Annotated in this window: 13 protein-coding genes; 2 read left to right on the top strand and 11 right to left on the bottom strand. The window is 59.7% G+C overall.

Going from position 1 to position 14,893, the window contains the following annotated elements; all coding sequences use genetic code 11:
- Positions 1 to 8: 8 nt before the first annotated feature.
- Positions 9 to 1,190, top strand: a complete 1,182-nt coding sequence (locus tag KW837_RS18850; RefSeq protein ID WP_218397885.1) for an aminotransferase class V-fold PLP-dependent enzyme — start codon at positions 9 to 11, stop codon at positions 1,188 to 1,190.
- Positions 1,191 to 1,192: 2 nt separating this feature from the next.
- On the opposite strand, the gene KW837_RS18855 is transcribed toward KW837_RS18850, so the two are convergent.
- The 4 genes from KW837_RS18855 to zwf all read right to left on the bottom strand — a co-directional run bounded on the left by KW837_RS18855 (position 1,193) and on the right by zwf (position 5,077).
- Positions 1,193 to 1,918, bottom strand: a complete 726-nt coding sequence (locus KW837_RS18855; protein WP_218397886.1) for an intradiol ring-cleavage dioxygenase — start codon at positions 1,916 to 1,918, stop codon at positions 1,193 to 1,195.
- A gap of 306 nt (positions 1,919 to 2,224) precedes the next feature.
- Positions 2,225 to 2,890, bottom strand: a complete 666-nt coding sequence (locus KW837_RS18860) for a bifunctional 4-hydroxy-2-oxoglutarate aldolase/2-dehydro-3-deoxy-phosphogluconate aldolase (protein ID WP_008072964.1) — start codon at positions 2,888 to 2,890, stop codon at positions 2,225 to 2,227.
- 17 nt (positions 2,891 to 2,907) lie between these two features.
- Positions 2,908 to 3,621, bottom strand: coding sequence for a 6-phosphogluconolactonase (gene pgl, locus KW837_RS18865; RefSeq protein WP_218397888.1), 714 nt, complete (start codon positions 3,619 to 3,621; stop codon positions 2,908 to 2,910).
- Positions 3,608 to 5,077 (bottom strand): glucose-6-phosphate dehydrogenase, encoded by a 1,470-nt coding sequence (zwf, locus tag KW837_RS18870; RefSeq protein WP_008072962.1) that lies wholly within the window; start codon positions 5,075 to 5,077, stop codon positions 3,608 to 3,610. The genes pgl and zwf overlap by 14 nt, the downstream gene beginning before the upstream one ends.
- 228 nt (positions 5,078 to 5,305) lie before the next feature.
- Between zwf and KW837_RS18875 the strand changes: the two genes are divergently transcribed.
- The gene (locus KW837_RS18875; protein WP_173667542.1) at positions 5,306 to 6,166 is read left to right on the top strand and encodes a MurR/RpiR family transcriptional regulator; all 861 of its coding nucleotides are present in this window, start codon (positions 5,306 to 5,308) and stop codon (positions 6,164 to 6,166) included.
- Positions 6,167 to 6,326: 160 nt separating this feature from the next.
- Here the strand turns inward: KW837_RS18875 and KW837_RS18880 are convergent, their stop codons facing one another.
- The 7 genes from KW837_RS18880 to KW837_RS18910 all read right to left on the bottom strand — a co-directional run bounded on the left by KW837_RS18880 (position 6,327) and on the right by KW837_RS18910 (position 14,795).
- Complete coding sequence (locus tag KW837_RS18880) at positions 6,327 to 7,181, bottom strand: D-hexose-6-phosphate mutarotase (RefSeq protein WP_008009461.1); 855 nt, start codon at positions 7,179 to 7,181, stop codon at positions 6,327 to 6,329.
- Between the two features lie 311 nt (positions 7,182 to 7,492).
- Positions 7,493 to 8,839 carry a carbohydrate porin gene (locus tag KW837_RS18885; RefSeq protein ID WP_218397890.1) on the bottom strand — a complete coding sequence of 449 codons (1,347 nt, stop codon included), beginning with the start codon at positions 8,837 to 8,839 and terminating at the stop codon, positions 7,493 to 7,495.
- A gap of 191 nt (positions 8,840 to 9,030) precedes the next feature.
- Positions 9,031 to 10,191 carry an ABC transporter ATP-binding protein gene (locus tag KW837_RS18890; RefSeq protein ID WP_218397892.1) on the bottom strand — a complete coding sequence of 387 codons (1,161 nt, stop codon included), beginning with the start codon at positions 10,189 to 10,191 and terminating at the stop codon, positions 9,031 to 9,033.
- A 3-nt stretch (positions 10,192 to 10,194) separates the two neighbouring features.
- Positions 10,195 to 11,040 carry a carbohydrate ABC transporter permease gene (locus KW837_RS18895; RefSeq protein WP_030131859.1) on the bottom strand — a complete coding sequence of 282 codons (846 nt, stop codon included), beginning with the start codon at positions 11,038 to 11,040 and terminating at the stop codon, positions 10,195 to 10,197.
- The gene (locus KW837_RS18900) at positions 11,033 to 11,941 is read right to left on the bottom strand and encodes a carbohydrate ABC transporter permease (RefSeq protein WP_007902369.1); all 909 of its coding nucleotides are present in this window, start codon (positions 11,939 to 11,941) and stop codon (positions 11,033 to 11,035) included. Before KW837_RS18900 ends, KW837_RS18895 begins: the two co-directional genes overlap by 8 nt.
- 157 nt (positions 11,942 to 12,098) lie before the next feature.
- Positions 12,099 to 13,406, bottom strand: a complete 1,308-nt coding sequence (locus tag KW837_RS18905) for an ABC transporter substrate-binding protein (RefSeq protein ID WP_218397894.1) — start codon at positions 13,404 to 13,406, stop codon at positions 12,099 to 12,101.
- 129 nt (positions 13,407 to 13,535) lie between these two features.
- Entirely contained in the window at positions 13,536 to 14,795 is a 1,260-nt protein-coding gene (locus tag KW837_RS18910; RefSeq protein ID WP_218397896.1) for an AGE family epimerase/isomerase, read from the bottom strand.
- Positions 14,796 to 14,893: the final 98 nt, after the last annotated feature.

Below are 14,893 nucleotides of genomic sequence, written 5' to 3' on the forward strand. Positions count from 1 at the left end.
AGTTGCTCATGCCCGATAACACCCGCCGTACCCGCGATGAAGCCTTTTGGCAGACCTTTGCCGACCGTTACGCGGTCGAACCCGGTCCCCTGAACCTGGAAAACGGTTATTTCGGGCGCATGTCGCGCACCGTGGTCGAGGAGTATCAGCGCAACATCGAACTCATCAACCGCGGCAACTCGGTGCATGTGCGCCAACGCTTCGAACAGGGCGAAAGCGTCAAGATTCGTGAGCAACTGGCCGAGCTGATCGGTGCCCCCGCCGAAGCCGTTGCCTTCACCCGCAACGCCTCGGATGGGCTGCAATCGCTGATCCGCAACTACAATCGCCTGGCACCGGGCGATCAGGTGCTGATAAGCGATCTGGAGTACGACACGGTCAAGGGCGCAATGCGTTGGCTGGCACGTTATCGAGGCGTGGAAGTGATCGAGATCGAACACCGCCACCCCGCCAGTTTCGACAGTTTACTCACCGCTTACCGCGAAGCTTTCGTGCGTTATCCGCGACTGAAGCTGATGGCGCTGACCCACGTCACCCATCGCACCGGACTGGTCATGCCGGTGCAGGCGATTGCCGCTGCCGCCAGGGAACACGGGATCGATGTGATCCTCGACGGCGCCCATGCCCTCGGTCAGATCGAGTTCGATCTCGAGAAACTGGGCATCGCCTTTGCTGGTTACAACTTGCACAAATGGATCGGTGCGCCGCTGACGCTGGGCTTCATTTACATCGCCCCCGAGCGCCTGGCCGATATTGACCCGGACATGGGCGAGATGCATTTCCCGGTCACCGACATTCGCGCCCGCACGCCCTACAGCACGCCCAATATTCCGGCCCTGCTGACCCTGCCGTTGGTGTTCGAAGAACATCACGCCATGGGCGGTTCCGTTGCCAAGGGCATGCGGCTCAATTACCTGCGCAACCGATGGGTCGATGCCGTTCGGGGGTTACCGGGGATCGAAATCATGACCCCCGATGACCCGCGCCTGTATTGCGCCATCACCTCGATGCGCTTTACCCGGCATGCCGATCAGCAGGCGATGGTCGAGCGTCTGCTCAACGACTACAACCTGTTTACCGTGATGCGCAGCGGTGCAGCGTGTGGCCCGTGCATCCGCATTACGCCGGGCCTCACCACCACCGCAGCCGACATGGATCGGTTGGCACGGGCGCTGACTGAATTGCGCTGAGGTCACACGGTGTATTTGTCGAAGTCCTCGGGCTTGATTTGCGATGACACTGCAAACGTGTCGACGCCGATGGTCATGTGCCCGAAAAAGCCGTCGTCGTTCGAGTCTCGACCGATGGCATGGACATTCAAGGTCGAGGCTTCGCCGCCTCGGTGTTTGTAGTGAAAATCTTCATCGTTTGTCAGCGGTGATACGGTGCGCCCGCTGTATTCTCTGGCATTAAGCACCGATCTCGACGCTACGTCCGGGAGGTAGAGTTGGCCAACCCAGGCGACATGGCGTTCTTCGAGATAGTTGTTGCCGGCTGTGATGCGTACCGCGACATGTATGTGCAGCGCTCGGCCGGCATAAAACCCCGGATAGATCGTGGTAAACCGGACGATGCCGTTTTTGTCCGTGAATTGCCCACCACGCAGGTAGGTATCATCATCGGTACGCGGGATAGACCCGATATCACCGACGCTGACTTTCTTGTCCGGGTTGATCTTGCTCCACCCCGAATACGCCCCGCGCGCGTTGCAATGCCAGATATCGACCACCGCCCCGGTGACCGGTTGACCGGTCATCGCATCGATGATCGTCAGCCGCAGCACCAAGGGGATGCCGTCCACGCCTTCGCTGATGTTGCGTCTGATCAGTTTCGGGTTTCGAAAATACGGGCCGGCGATCTGTTCGGGTGACAGTTGGCAAGCCGGAGGTGGGGATGTAATTGCAGTATTGTCGTCCATGACGTTCTCTCTTCCATAAGATGAACGCAGGGTAACGCTGGACGAGCGACGAGATGCGGTAACTATGTATCGCTTTTTTTCTTGTAGGAGCGAGGCTTGCCCGCGAAGGCGTCGGCACATTCAATATTGATGTGGCTGGAAGATCGCCTTCGCGGGCAAGCCTCGCTCCTACAGGTTTTTTTGGCAAAAAAAGGGGTTGCAGCTGCCATAAGGGGTTTATTTCAGGCAAAAAAAAACGGTGCACCGACCAAGCGCACCGTAAAGCCGTAGAACACACAACGAAGTGTTTGGTAAAAATCCGGTAAATCAGTCCAGCAGGGCCAACGCCTCGGCGGTGCACTCCTGGATGCGGGCCCAGTCGCCGTTCTTGATCCACTCGGGGTCAAGCATCCAGCTACCGCCCACGCACATCACGTTTTTCAACGCCATGTAGCTCTTGATGTTGGCCGGGCTGACGCCGCCGGTCGGGCAGAATTTTACTTCGCCGAACGGACCGCCCAGGGCCTTGATGGCCGCGACGCCGCCGCTGACTTCCGCCGGGAACAGCTTGAAGCGGCGATAACCCAGGCTATAGCCTTCCATGATGCCGGAGGCATTGCTGATACCCGGCAACAGCGGGATCGGGCTGCCGACACTGGCTTCAAGCAGGTCACGGGTGATACCCGGTGTGACGATGAATTGCGAACCGGCCGCTTCGGCAGCGGCCAGCATGCTGCGATCCAGTACGGTGCCGGCGCCGGTTACCAGTTCCGGACGCTGCTCGCGCAGGATCTGGATCGCCTTGAGGCCGAACTGCGAACGCAGGGTCACTTCCAGCGCCGTCAGGCCACCGGCCGCCAGGGCGTCGGCCAACGGCAGTACGTCCTGTTCACGGGCGATGGTGATCACCGGCAGAATCCGCGCCTTGGCGCAAAGGCTGTCGATCAGGGCAACTTTGTCCGCCATGGAAACGGTCGGGGATGTGTTTGTCATAGCGGCTGATCCTTGGTTCATGGGCACCAGTAAATCTCTAACGTAGGTTGCAGAAACGCCCGAATCGGCATGGCGGCGACATCGTCACCGGCCAGTGCGGCATTCAGGGTGGTCAGCTTGGACTGACCGGAAATCGATAGAACGGTGTGCTTCGCCGAAGCCAGCAGCGCGCGACTCATGGTCAGGCGTTGATGGGGCACGGTCGGCGCCAGCATCGGCCAGCAACGACGGGTGCCGTCGACTTTCAAGGCATCGACCAGGTTCGGGCTGTTGGGGAACAGCGACGCGGTATGACCATCGTCCCCCATGCCCAGCACCAGCACGTCGATCGGCGGCAATTCGGCGAGCAAGCGATCAGCCTGCTCGGCGGCCTGTTCCAGGTTGGCGGTGGCACTGTAGAGGCTCAGGAACTGAGCCTTGGCCGCCGGGCCTTGCAACAGGTAACGCTTGAGCAGACCGGCATTGCTGTCGGCATGTTCCACCGGCACCCAGCGCTCGTCAGCCAGGCTGACCACCACCTTCGACCAGTCCAGCTTCTGCTTGGCCAGGTGCTGGAAAAACGCCACCGGGCTGCGCCCGCCAGACACCACCAGCGTCGCGGCGCCTTGCGCGGCAATGGCGTCGCTCAATTGCTTGGCCACCGTCAATGCCAGGCCTTCGGCCAGCAGCACCGGGCTCTTGAACTCATGGGCGCTAACGCCCTGAGGCAGTTTCAATTCAGATATCGCCATACCACGACCTCCCGTCCCGCGTAATCAGTGCAATGGAGCTCATCGGCCCCCACGACCCTGCCGCGTACGGCTTGGGCGCATCGCCGGATTTTTTCCACCCGGCGATCAACTGGTCACACCACTTCCACGCGGCTTCGATTTCATCTTTACGGACAAACAAATTCTGATTGCCGCGCATCACTTCCAGCAACAACCGCTCGTAGGCGTCGGGAATCCGCGCGCTGCGATAGGTGTCGGAAAAATTCAGCTGCAACGGACCGCTGCGCAGCTGCATGCCCTTGTCCAGGCCTTGTTCTTTGGTCATCACGCGCAAGGAAATGCCTTCGTCCGGTTGCAGGCGGATGATCAGTTTGTTGCTGATCTGCAAGCGCTGCTCGGGGGCGAAGATGTAGTGCGACGGCTCCTTGAAGTGGATGACGATCTGCGACAACTTTTGCGGCATGCGCTTGCCGGTCCGCAGGTAAAACGGCACGCCGGCCCAGCGCCAGTTACGAATGTCGGCACGCAGGGCGACGAAGGTTTCGGTGTCGCTCTGGGTGTTGGAATTAGGCTCTTCCAGATACCCGGGTACCGATTTGCCCTCGCTGTGCCCGGCGATGTACTGGCCGCGCACCACTTGAGTGGTCAGGCCTTCCGGGCTGATCGGCGCCAGCGCCTTGAGGACTTTGACTTTCTCATCGCGAATGCTGTCGGCGGACAGGTCCGCCGGCGGGTCCATGGCGATCAGGCAGAGCAATTGCAGCAGGTGATTCTGGATCATGTCCCGCAGCTGCCCGGCCTTGTCGAAATAGCCCCAACGGCCTTCGATCCCGACCTTCTCGGCCACGGTGATTTCCACGTGGGAGATGTAATTCTGGTTCCACTGGGTTTCGAACAGACTGTTGGCGAAACGCAGGGCGATCAGGTTTTGTACGGTCTCTTTGCCCAGGTAGTGGTCGATGCGGTAGGTGCGGTTCTCCGGGAAGAACTGCGCCACGGCGTCATTGACCTTGCGCGAGGATTCCAGGTCCGAACCGATGGGTTTTTCCAGCACCACGCGGGTGTTTTCGGTCAGGCCGACCTTCGACAGATTCTCGCAAATAGCGCCATACACCGCCGCCGGGGTGGCGAAGTAGGCAATCACCCGCTGGGCACTGCCGGCCTGCTCGGCCAGGGCGACGTAATCGTCAGCCTTGAGGAAGTCGACGTGCAGGTAGCTCAAACGGGCCAGGAAGCGCTCGACCACCGCTTCATCCAGCTCTTTGGCGCCCACGTAGCGGCGAAGTTCAGTGGCGATGAATGCCAGATGCTGCTGCTCGCTGCCGGGTTCACGGGCCAGCGCGATAATGCGCGTATCCTCATGAAGCAGGCCGGCGCCATCGAGTTGATAAAGGGCAGGAAACAGCTTGCGCAGGGCCAGATCGCCGAGAGCGCCGAACAAGGCAAAGGTGCAAGGTTCAACCGTAATCGAAGGCATGATGTTTGTTCTTTTATCAAGTTAAGCTACAAATACCTTTTTTCAAGGCATCACTCAAGGGAAAATGTAGTAATAACCACAACATTTTCGCAAAATACAGATTCCGAGTGGTGGTCGGTCGGAGCCATCAGTAGGATAGGCCACCGTTATGGGCTGTATCAAAGGCCCAATTTGCATTAGTCGAACGCTTATTTGCGCTGCTGACCTAAGGAACATGAAATGGATCGCGTGCGAAATTTACTGGAACAGATCCAGAATCGCCTTGAAGACCTGAACAAGGCTGAACGCAAAGTCGCCGAAGTGATTCTGCTCAACCCGGAGCAGGCCACCCGGTTCAGCATTGCCGCCCTCGCCCAGGCCTCGAAGGTCAGCGAGCCGACGGTCAACCGTTTCTGCCGCTCGTTCGGCGTCAGCGGCTACCCGGAACTGAAACTGCAGCTGGCCCAGAGCCTTGCCAGTGGCGCGGCGTATGTCAGCCGGGCGGTTGAAGCCGATGACAATCCGGAAGCGTATACGAAAAAGATTTTCGGCAGCGCCATCGCCTCTTTGGACAGTGCGTTGCAGGCGCTTGACCCGAACCTGATCAGCCGCGCCGTCGACCTGTTGATCCAGGCCCGCCAGATCCACTTCTTCGGCCTCGGCGCCTCGGCCCCGGTGGCGCTGGATGCGCAGCACAAGTTCTTCCGCTTCAACCTGGCGGTGACCGCCCATGCCGACGTGCTGATGCAACGCATGATCGCCTCGGTAGCCCATACCGGTGAGTTGTTCGTGATCATTTCCTACACCGGCCGCACCCGGGAACTGGTGGAAGTGGCGCGCATTGCCCGGGAAAATGGCGCTTCGGTGCTGGGCCTGACGGCCGAGGGTTCGCCGCTGGCCAAGGCCAGCACCTTGAGCCTGAACATCCCGTTGCCGGAAGACACTGATATCTATATGCCGATGACGTCACGGATCATTCAGCTGACCGTGCTCGATGTGCTCGCCACCGGCATGACCCTGCGCCGGGGCGTGGATTTCCAGCCGCATTTGCGCAAGATCAAGGAAAGCCTTAATGCCAGTCGGTATCCGATTGGGGATGAGTTCAATTAGTCCGATCTGAGTTCTTTTTGTCGCCTGACAAGCCGCCTTCGCGAGCAAGCGCGCTCCCACAGTAGATTTTCAGTGGACACAGCATTTGTGTTCAAAACAGATCCACTGTGGGAGCGGGCTTGCTCGCGAAGGCGATACCCGCAACACCATGGATCTTGAGCTAAGCCCCAACCCGCGCCTGCAAACTCAAATGCGCCCGCTCACCCGGTGCCAGGCTCAAGCTGTCGGTCCCGCCGCTGGCCGCTTCCACACACACAAACTCTAAAATCTCGTTCCAGCTCACGCCCAGCAACGGCCGCGAGCCCGGATGCCAGACCACCGTGTCTGCATGGTCACCGGTGTCGATGCACAATTGCCGCTGCCAGGCGTGATCCTTGAGCTGCAATTCGCCGTCATGCTGGAACACTCGCTGACAACCGCCGTCGACCCGCAACTCGCCTTCCTGCTGACAAACCTGGCGGCTCAACTGGTCGTAACCTTGCGCGCCATCGAGCCCAGACAGCGCTACCTCACCCACGTCACCAATACGCCAATAGGCGTGCAACGCCTGGCTCAACTGGCACGGCATGTCGTCCTGATGCTCGGTGCTCAGGTGCAAATCCATGCGTTCGCCCAGATGCGCGTGCAAGTCCACTTGCCAGTCGCACAGCTGTAACTGCCAGTGCAGGTGCACGCCATCGTCATCACTGCTGCTGTCGAGCAGTTTCCAGTCGAGCAAACGCGCCCAGCCATGGGACGGCCAGGCGTTTTCGCTCGGATGACGGCCGTACCACGGCCAGCACACCGGCACACCGCCGCGAATCGCACCGACATGCGGCCACTTCGCCGCGCACCACAGCCAGGGTTTCTGCCCCTTTGGCTGGAAGTGCAGCAACTGCGCGCCCTGCCGACTGAACACCGCCTGACACAGCGGATGGTCGATCACCAGCACATCGCGCATCTGATAGCGCTCCCACGCAAACACCGGACGTTCGCGCAAGGATTTGAAGAAGCGTTGTAGCGGATGCTCAAGCATGTGCCGCGGTCCTGAAAATCATGGGTGTACTCACCATCTCTGAAAACAACAGCGCTTTTGTAGCCAGTGAATGTCTCTGTGGCGAGGGAGCTTGCTCCCGCTGGGCTGCGAAGCGGCCCTAAAACCATTCACTGCGGCGCTTCAGGCAAACCGCATTCGCCGCGTTTACGACTGCTTCGCAGCCGAGCGGGAGCAAGCTCCCTCGCCACAATGCAATCGTCAGCCGCCTGGCGGATCAGCCCCAAAAAAAAGCGGACAGCCATGGCCGTCCGCAAAAATGCGCACATAGAGAGGAGCTTATCGCAACAGCGTTAGAACACCGACTGAATTTTCAGACCAGCCACCAGAGCGTTGTCGACTTCATCCACACCGCCCGGGTGAGTGATGTATTGCAGGTTAGGACGGACGGTCAGCCAGTTGGTAACGTGGAAGCCGTAGTTGATCTCGTAGTTGTACTCGGTGGAACGCAACGGCGAGAACAGCGGGTCTTCGTAGTCGGTGACACCATTGGCGGCGTTGACCAACTCGGCGTTTTTCTTCACGTCATCGTTGACATGGATACGGGCGAAACCGATCCCGACATCATCTTTAGGACGCGCATCGAACGGGCCCTTGTACACGAACATCAGCGACTGGTAGTTGTCGACGAAGTTGGTGTCCTTGTCGTGGAAGGTGGCGTTGGCCGCGATGTTCAGACCGCGCGAAGCGTCACCGTTGTGGGTGGTGAGTTGTTGCTGCGCCACGAACCAGTAGCCGTGCTTGCTATCGTGACTGCGATAGGCGTTGCCGCTGGTCGCGGCATCGTCGCCGTTGTCGTCTTTACGTACGTCATCGGCGTTGGCAGTGCTCTTGTAGTAACCGACACGGTATTCGCCCGGCAGGTTGTTGACCTTCGGCGACCAGACCAACTCAACCGGCAAGACCGTGCCCTCGGTACCACTGCCGCTGAGCTTGAAGCCGTTACCGTGCTCAAGTTGCGACGGGTTCTGGTTGTACGCGCCGATCTGCGCATAGAACTCGGGCGTGATGTTGTACTTCACGCGAACCGCTGCCTGCATGACCGGCCAGTTGTACCAGATGTTGGTCGCCCAGTTACCCGCTTGTGAACCGCAGAATGCCAGGTTCTGGAACTCGCAAGGGAAGGTGTTGAAGTCTTCGCCTTCACCGAAGTAACCGGCCTTGACGTCCAGTTTACCGTCGAGAAACTGGTGCTTGATCCACAACTGGGTCAGACGGACCATGTGGCCACGGCCGTAGACTTCCTGGGAGGAACTCAAAGTGCCGGCACGCGGGTCGCCGACACGGTCATTGGAGATGTTCTGACCGTTACGGTTGGTGAGCTGAATCTTCGCCTGGGTGTTATCCCAGCCCCACAGTTTTTCCAGGTCCAGCGCCACGCCCAAGCCAAACTGGTCGGCATAACGCGCCGTCTTGTCGTCGTTGTAGCCGCCATGCAGGTTGGCGCCCACTTCACCGACGTAGTCGGCCTTGATGTCGATACCTTGTTCGATCAGCCTGGTCCGCTCGCCGCCCCAATCCCCGGTCATCCACTGCGAGTCGGCACTGAACGCGTCAGCCGCGTGTGCGCTACCGGCCATAGTCATCATCGCAAGAGCTGACAATTGGCAGATAAGCTGAGCGTTGTTCTTCTTCTTCATCCCTACATCCTCGTCTTTATTGTTATTAACTGTTTTTATCTAACGCGGTTTACATCGATTGCGACGGATGTCCCCACCCGCCGCAGATCCCCCTGTGGGAGCGGGCTTGCTCGCGAAGGCGGTGTATCAGTCGACATCACTGTTGAATGTCAGACCGCTTTCGCGAGCAAGCCCGCTCCCACATTTGATCTTTATCTGCCTTTGAATTTGGCCACGTTGGCGCTGTGAGCTTCGGTTTTTGGCAGGCCGGCCACCCCCAGGCGTTCACCGGTCTTGGCATCGAACAGCAGCACTTTCGATGGATCGAATTGCAGGGTCAGGGTCTCGCCCACGGCCGGCGCGACGTCTGGTGCCAGGCGGCAGCAGACTTTGGTGTCGTTGAGATTGACGAACACCAGGGTGTCGGGACCGGTCGGTTCGGTGACCTGCACTTCGGCACGAATGGTCGGCAAACCATTCGGCTCGCCGTTCGCCAGCACGATCTGCTCCGGGCGCATGCCGAGGATCACTTCACGGTCTTCGAGACCGGCATCCTGCATGCCCAACGGCAACTCGCAGCGCGCCTGACCGCTGTCGAGCAGCGCTACCAACCGACCTTCCTTACGCTGCAACCGCAGAGGAATGAAGTTCATCGGCGGCGAACCGATGAAGCTCGCCACGAACAGGTTGGCCGGGTTGTTGTAGATGTCTTTCGGCGTGCCGAACTGCTGAATGATCCCGTCCTTCATCACCGCCACTTTGTCGCCCAGGGTCATGGCTTCGATCTGGTCGTGGGTCACGTAGACCGTGGTGGTTTTCAGACGCTGGTGCATCAGTTTCATTTCGGTGCGCATCTCGACCCGCAGCTTGGCGTCGAGGTTGGACAGCGGTTCGTCGAACAGGTAAATCTTCGGCCGCCGCGCCAGCGCCCGGCCCATGGCCACGCGCTGTTGTTGACCACCGGAAAGCTGGCCCGGCTTGCGGCTGAGCAGGTGTTCGATCTGCAGCAGCTTGGCCACGCGAGCGACTTCTTCGTCGATTTCGGCGGTGGGCATTTTGCGAATCTTCAGGCCGAACGCGATGTTGTCCCGCACGCTCATGGTCGGGTACAGCGCGTAGGACTGGAACACCATGGCGATGTCGCGATCTTTCGGGCTCATGCCGCTGATGTCGGCGTCGTCCACCAGAATCGCGCCGCCGCTGATGTTTTCAAGTCCTGCGATGCAGTTCATCAGCGTGGACTTACCACAGCCCGATGGACCGACCAGGATCAGGAACTCACCGTCATTGATCTTCAGTTCAATGTTTTTCAGGGTGTCCGGCAAACCGGCACCGTAGGTCTTGTTGACGTTGCGTAATTCGAGAGTTGCCATGTTCTACCCCTTGACCGCGCCGGACGTCAGCCCACGCAGGAAATACTTGCCAGCGAATATGTAGACCAGCAGTGTCGGCAGCCCGGCGATCATCGCGGCGGCCATATCAACGTTGTATTCCTTGGCCCCGGTGCTGGTGTTGACCAGGTTGTTCAGGGCCACGGTAATCGGCTGGGCATCGCCACTGGCGAAGACCACGCCGAACAGGAAGTCATTCCAGATTTGCGTGAACTGCCAGATCAGGCAGACCATCACGATCGGGATCGACATCGGCAGCAGGATCTTCCAGAAAATCGTGAAGAAGCCCGCGCCATCCAGTCGCGCCGCCTTGACCAGCGCATCCGGAATGCTCACGTAGTAGTTACGGAAGAACAGCGTGGTGAACGCCAGGCCGTAGACCACGTGCACCAGCACCAGGCCCGTGGTGGTGTTGGCCAGGCCGATCTTGCCGAGGGTGAACGAGGCTGGCAGCAGCACGGTCTGGAACGGCAGGAAGCAGCCGAACAACAACAGGCCGAAGAACAGTTGCGAACCACGGAAGCGCCACATCGACAGCACGTAGCCGTTCATGGCACCGATGAACGTAGAGATCAGTACCGCCGGCACGGTGATTTTCACCGAGTTCCAGAAGTAGCTGCCGACACTGTCCCAGGCCTTGATCCAGCCGATGCCATCAATCACTTGCGGCCAGCTCAACAGGTTGCCGGTGCGGATGTCTTCCGGGGATTTGAAACTGGTCAGCAGCATCACCACCAGCGGGACCAAATAGATCGCGGCGGCCAGCAACAGGGTTGCGTAAATTGCGATGCGGCTGAAGCTGATCGCCGGTTTTCCGAGTTGATTACTCATGGCGTTTGCCTCGCAATTCGGAGTACAGGTACGGCACCAGAATCGCCAGGATCGCGCCGAGCATCATCATGGCGCTCGCCGAACCAATGCCCATCTGGCCACGGCTGAAAGTGAAGGAGTACATGAACATCGCAGGCAGGTCAGACGAGTAGCCCGGGCCACCCGCGGTCATCGCCGCCACCAGGTCGAAGCTCTTGATCGCGATGTGCGCCAGGATCATGAAAGCGCTGAAGAACACCGGCCGCAGGCTCGGCAATACGATTTTCAGGTAGATGGTCGGCAGGCTCGCACCGTCGACTTGCGCCGCGCGGATGATCGATTGATCGACGCCACGCAGGCCGGCCAGGAACATCGCCATCACAAACCCGGAGGCTTGCCACACGGCAGCGATCACCAGGCAATACACCACGCGATCCTGATCCACCAGCCAGTCGAGACGGAAGCCTTCCCAGCCCCAGTCACGCAGCATTTTGTCCAGACCCAGGCCTGGGTTGAGCAGCCATTTCCATGCGGTACCGGTAACGATCATCGAGAGCGCCATCGGGTACAGGTAAACGGTGCGGATGAAGCCTTCCTTGCGAATGCGCTGATCCAGCAGCACCGCGAGGAACACCCCCAGCACCAGGCTGATGCCGATGAACATGCCGCCGAACACCGCGAGGTTCTTGCTCGCGACCCACCAGCGATCGTTGTCCATCAGGCGGATGTATTGCTGCAGGCCGACCCACTTGTAGCTCGGCATGAAACTGGAATTGGTGAAGGACAGAACAAATGTCCAGATGATGTAACCGTAAAAACCAACCAGGACGATCAGCATGCTTGGCGCCAAAACCAGCTTGGGAAGCCAGCGCTGCAATGCGTCGAACGGTGAGGCTTTGCTGAAAACCGCCACAGAGCTCATCGGGATAATCCAGGTGAAGAGGAATGAAGTCGGCACGGCGATCCCTTGTGGGAGCGGGCTTGCTCGCGAAGGCGGTGTATCAGTCGACATTCGTGTTGAATGTCAGACCGCATTCGCGAGCAAGCCCGCTCCCACAGGGGTCACGCGGCGTCAGGGATTACTGGGCGGCTTTGACAGCCGAGGCCAGTTGCGCGCTGGCCTTGGCCGGGTCAGCGTTCTTGTCGTTCATGAAATTGGTGACCACATCGAAGATCGCGCCCTGCACAGCCAGGGAAGTGGCCATGTTGTGCGCCATGCTCGGTTGCAGGCCGCCCGTTTTCTCGTCAGCCAGGAAATCCTTGGCGGACGCTTGAGCGCAAGAATCGAAGCCCAGCGCGCTCATGTCGTTAAGCATGTCGGTACGCACCGGGATCGAGCCTTTGTTGATGCTGAAGACTTTCTGGAAGTCTTTGCCCAGAGCGACCTTGGCCAGGTCTTGCTGGGCGGCGATGTCGCCTTTGCGATCAGCTTTGAGCTTGAACACAGCCATCGAGTCGATGTTGTAGGTAAAGGCTTTTTCGGTGCCCGGGAATGGCACGCACTGGTAGTCCTTGCCCGCGACTTTCTTCGCGGCGGTCCATTCGCTCTTGGCCCAGTCGCCCATCATCTGCATGCCGGCCTTGCCGTTGATGACGTCGGCTGCAGCGATGTTCCAGTCACGACCGGCGCGGTTCGGGTCCATGTAGCCGGTGACTTTTTTCAGCTCGGTGAAGGCCTTGGCCATCTCGGGCCCGGAGAGGGTTTTCTGGTCCAGATCGACCAGCGCCTTCTTGTACCCGTCTGCGCCCATGACCGAGAGCACCACGTCTTCAAACACGGTGCTGTCCTGCCACGGCTGGCCACCGTGAGCGAGTGCGATGAAGCCGGCGGCTTTGAGCTTGTCGCCAGCGGCATAGAATTCTTCGAGGGTGGTCGGCGCTTTGTCGATCCCGGCTTTCTTGAAGACTTCCGGGTTGATCCACAGCCAGTTGACGCGGTGGATGTTCACCGGCACGGCGACGTAATCGCCTTCGTATTTCACGGTGTCGGAGACTTTCTTGATCAGCAGGTTATCCCAGCCTTCGGACTTGGAAACCTCTTTGAGGGTGTCGGTGCTGAGCAGGCCAGTGCTGCCCCACTCCTGAATGTCCGGCCCCTTGATCTGGGCAACGCCCGGCGGGTTACCGGCCACGGCGCGGCTTTTGAGTACGGTCATGGCCGTGGAGCCGCCACCGCCGGCAACTGCGCCGTCCTTCCAGGTGAAACCGTCTTTTTCGACTTGGGCCTTGAGCACATCGACGGCTGCTTTTTCACCACCAGACGTCCACCAGTGAACGACTTCCACCGAACCTTTGGCATCGGCGGCAAGGGCACTGACGGGGAATGCAGCAACAGGAAGCAGTGAAGCGAGAGAAATGACAGTAGCGAGGCGAGAAATCGCATTCATCTAGTAGTACCTTTCTTGTTGTTATGCATGCAAGTCTGGTGCTTGCGCTGCATAGGATTCTAAACAGGGGATGCCCCTTCGCAGGTAACGAAGGGACGCGCGAATGTCACCACATGGTTACATAGCTGGTTACACAGCAACGCTCTGGGACAATTGCGCCAGCGCACTGGCCATGCTCGGCGCCAGCGGCAGGCGCGGGATCAAAACGGCTTGCCAGGCGTGATACAGGTCGGGTTTGCCGGCCCAGATGTCGGCGCTCGGACGGTTCAGCGGATCGAGTTCATGGTGCCAACTGCCATCGCAACGGTCGATGAAATGACTGTCACAGAATTCCCAGAACAGTCGGTACCAACGCTCGTATTGCTCATCACCGGTGCGTTTGAGCAGCGCACTGGCGGCGGCACTGGCTTCGGCGTGCGTCCAGTGCAGGCGATGACGAACCACTGCGCGATTGTCCCAGTCGAGGGTGTAGACAATCCCCGGCGCTCCGTCGACATCCCAACCGTGACGGCAATTGTGCTCGAAGAGTTTTTGCGCATCGGTTGCCAGCCAGCCCGGCGTGAGTATCCCGGCCTGCACCCGCGCCGCCTCAAGATGCAGCAACAGCCGCGCCCATTCGAAACCATGGCCCGGTGTGGTGCCGTAGGGGCGGAAACCGTCAGCCGGGTTGTCGTGGTTGTAGTCGCGCAACGGCTGCCAGTCGCGGTCGAAATGCTCGATCACCAGATAATCATTGGCCGCGGCATGATCATGAATGACGCGCTCGACGATGCGCTGGGCGCGAATCAGCCAGCGGTTGTCCTCGGTGACATCGGCCAGGGCGAGAAAGGCTTCGGTGGCGTGCATGTTGCTGTTGGCGCCGCGATAGGCTTCCTCGACGCTCCAGTCGCAGTTGAAGGATTCGCGCATCGCGCCCTCCTCTTCGCTCCAGAAATGACTGTCGATGATGTGGATTGCATCGTCCAGCAGCGCTTGTGCGCCGGGGCGCTGGGCGACCACCGCAGAACTCGCGGCCAACGCCACGAAAGCATGCAGGTAAGCGGCTTTGCCGGTATTGCCGTCACGGTGTTCGGGCGTGGCGAACCAGCCGCCGTGTTCGGCATCACGCAGCGGCCCGCTGAGGGCCTGGATGCCGTGATCCACCAGCTCGGCGAAACCCGGCAGGCCCTGGATGTGGGCCATGGCGAAGCTGTGGGTCATGCGCGCGGTGTTCATGGTTTCAGCTTGCGCGTTGGCCGCCAGGCGACCCTTTTCATCGAGATTGCCGAAGCCTTCGGCAAGCTTTGCAGCCTTGGCGAATGCCAGCAGGCGCAGGCCTTCGGCGGCGAGCCATTGCTGATGGGCAGGCGCGTTCAGCCAACTGCTGAAGGCGGGTTGGAAGGTGTCCATGGGAAGACCTTTTTTGTTGTTATGACTGAGGGCAGTCTAAACAACGGGCGGTGGCGGGCAGGTAACGAAGGGGGCGAGTTATGTCACCGAGCTGTGAC

It is taken from the genome of Pseudomonas sp. PDM24 (assembly GCF_019218905.1).
Lineage (GTDB): Bacteria > Pseudomonadota > Gammaproteobacteria > Pseudomonadales > Pseudomonadaceae > Aquipseudomonas.

What these genes read in the sequence shown, in the direction of transcription:
- KW837_RS18910 (WP_218397896.1), bottom strand. Translation starts at nt 14,795, where the DNA reads ATGGACACCTTCCAACCCGCCTTCAGCAGTTGGCTGAACGCGCCTGCC.
- KW837_RS18855 (WP_218397886.1), bottom strand. Translation starts at nt 1,918, where the DNA reads ATGGACGACAATACTGCAATTACATCCCCACCTCCGGCTTGCCAACTG.
- KW837_RS18905 (WP_218397894.1), bottom strand. Translation starts at nt 13,406, where the DNA reads ATGAATGCGATTTCTCGCCTCGCTACTGTCATTTCTCTCGCTTCACTG.
- KW837_RS18900 (WP_007902369.1), bottom strand. Translation starts at nt 11,941, where the DNA reads ATGAGCTCTGTGGCGGTTTTCAGCAAAGCCTCACCGTTCGACGCATTG.
- KW837_RS18885 (WP_218397890.1), bottom strand. Translation starts at nt 8,839, where the DNA reads ATGAAGAAGAAGAACAACGCTCAGCTTATCTGCCAATTGTCAGCTCTT.
- KW837_RS18880 (WP_008009461.1), bottom strand. Translation starts at nt 7,181, where the DNA reads ATGCTTGAGCATCCGCTACAACGCTTCTTCAAATCCTTGCGCGAACGT.
- pgl (WP_218397888.1), bottom strand. Translation starts at nt 3,621, where the DNA reads ATGGCGATATCTGAATTGAAACTGCCTCAGGGCGTTAGCGCCCATGAG.
- KW837_RS18860 (WP_008072964.1), bottom strand. Translation starts at nt 2,890, where the DNA reads ATGACAAACACATCCCCGACCGTTTCCATGGCGGACAAAGTTGCCCTG.
- zwf (WP_008072962.1), bottom strand. Translation starts at nt 5,077, where the DNA reads ATGCCTTCGATTACGGTTGAACCTTGCACCTTTGCCTTGTTCGGCGCT.
- KW837_RS18895 (WP_030131859.1), bottom strand. Translation starts at nt 11,040, where the DNA reads ATGAGTAATCAACTCGGAAAACCGGCGATCAGCTTCAGCCGCATCGCA.
- KW837_RS18850 (WP_218397885.1), top strand. Translation starts at nt 9, where the DNA reads ATGCCCGATAACACCCGCCGTACCCGCGATGAAGCCTTTTGGCAGACC.
- KW837_RS18890 (WP_218397892.1), bottom strand. Translation starts at nt 10,191, where the DNA reads ATGGCAACTCTCGAATTACGCAACGTCAACAAGACCTACGGTGCCGGT.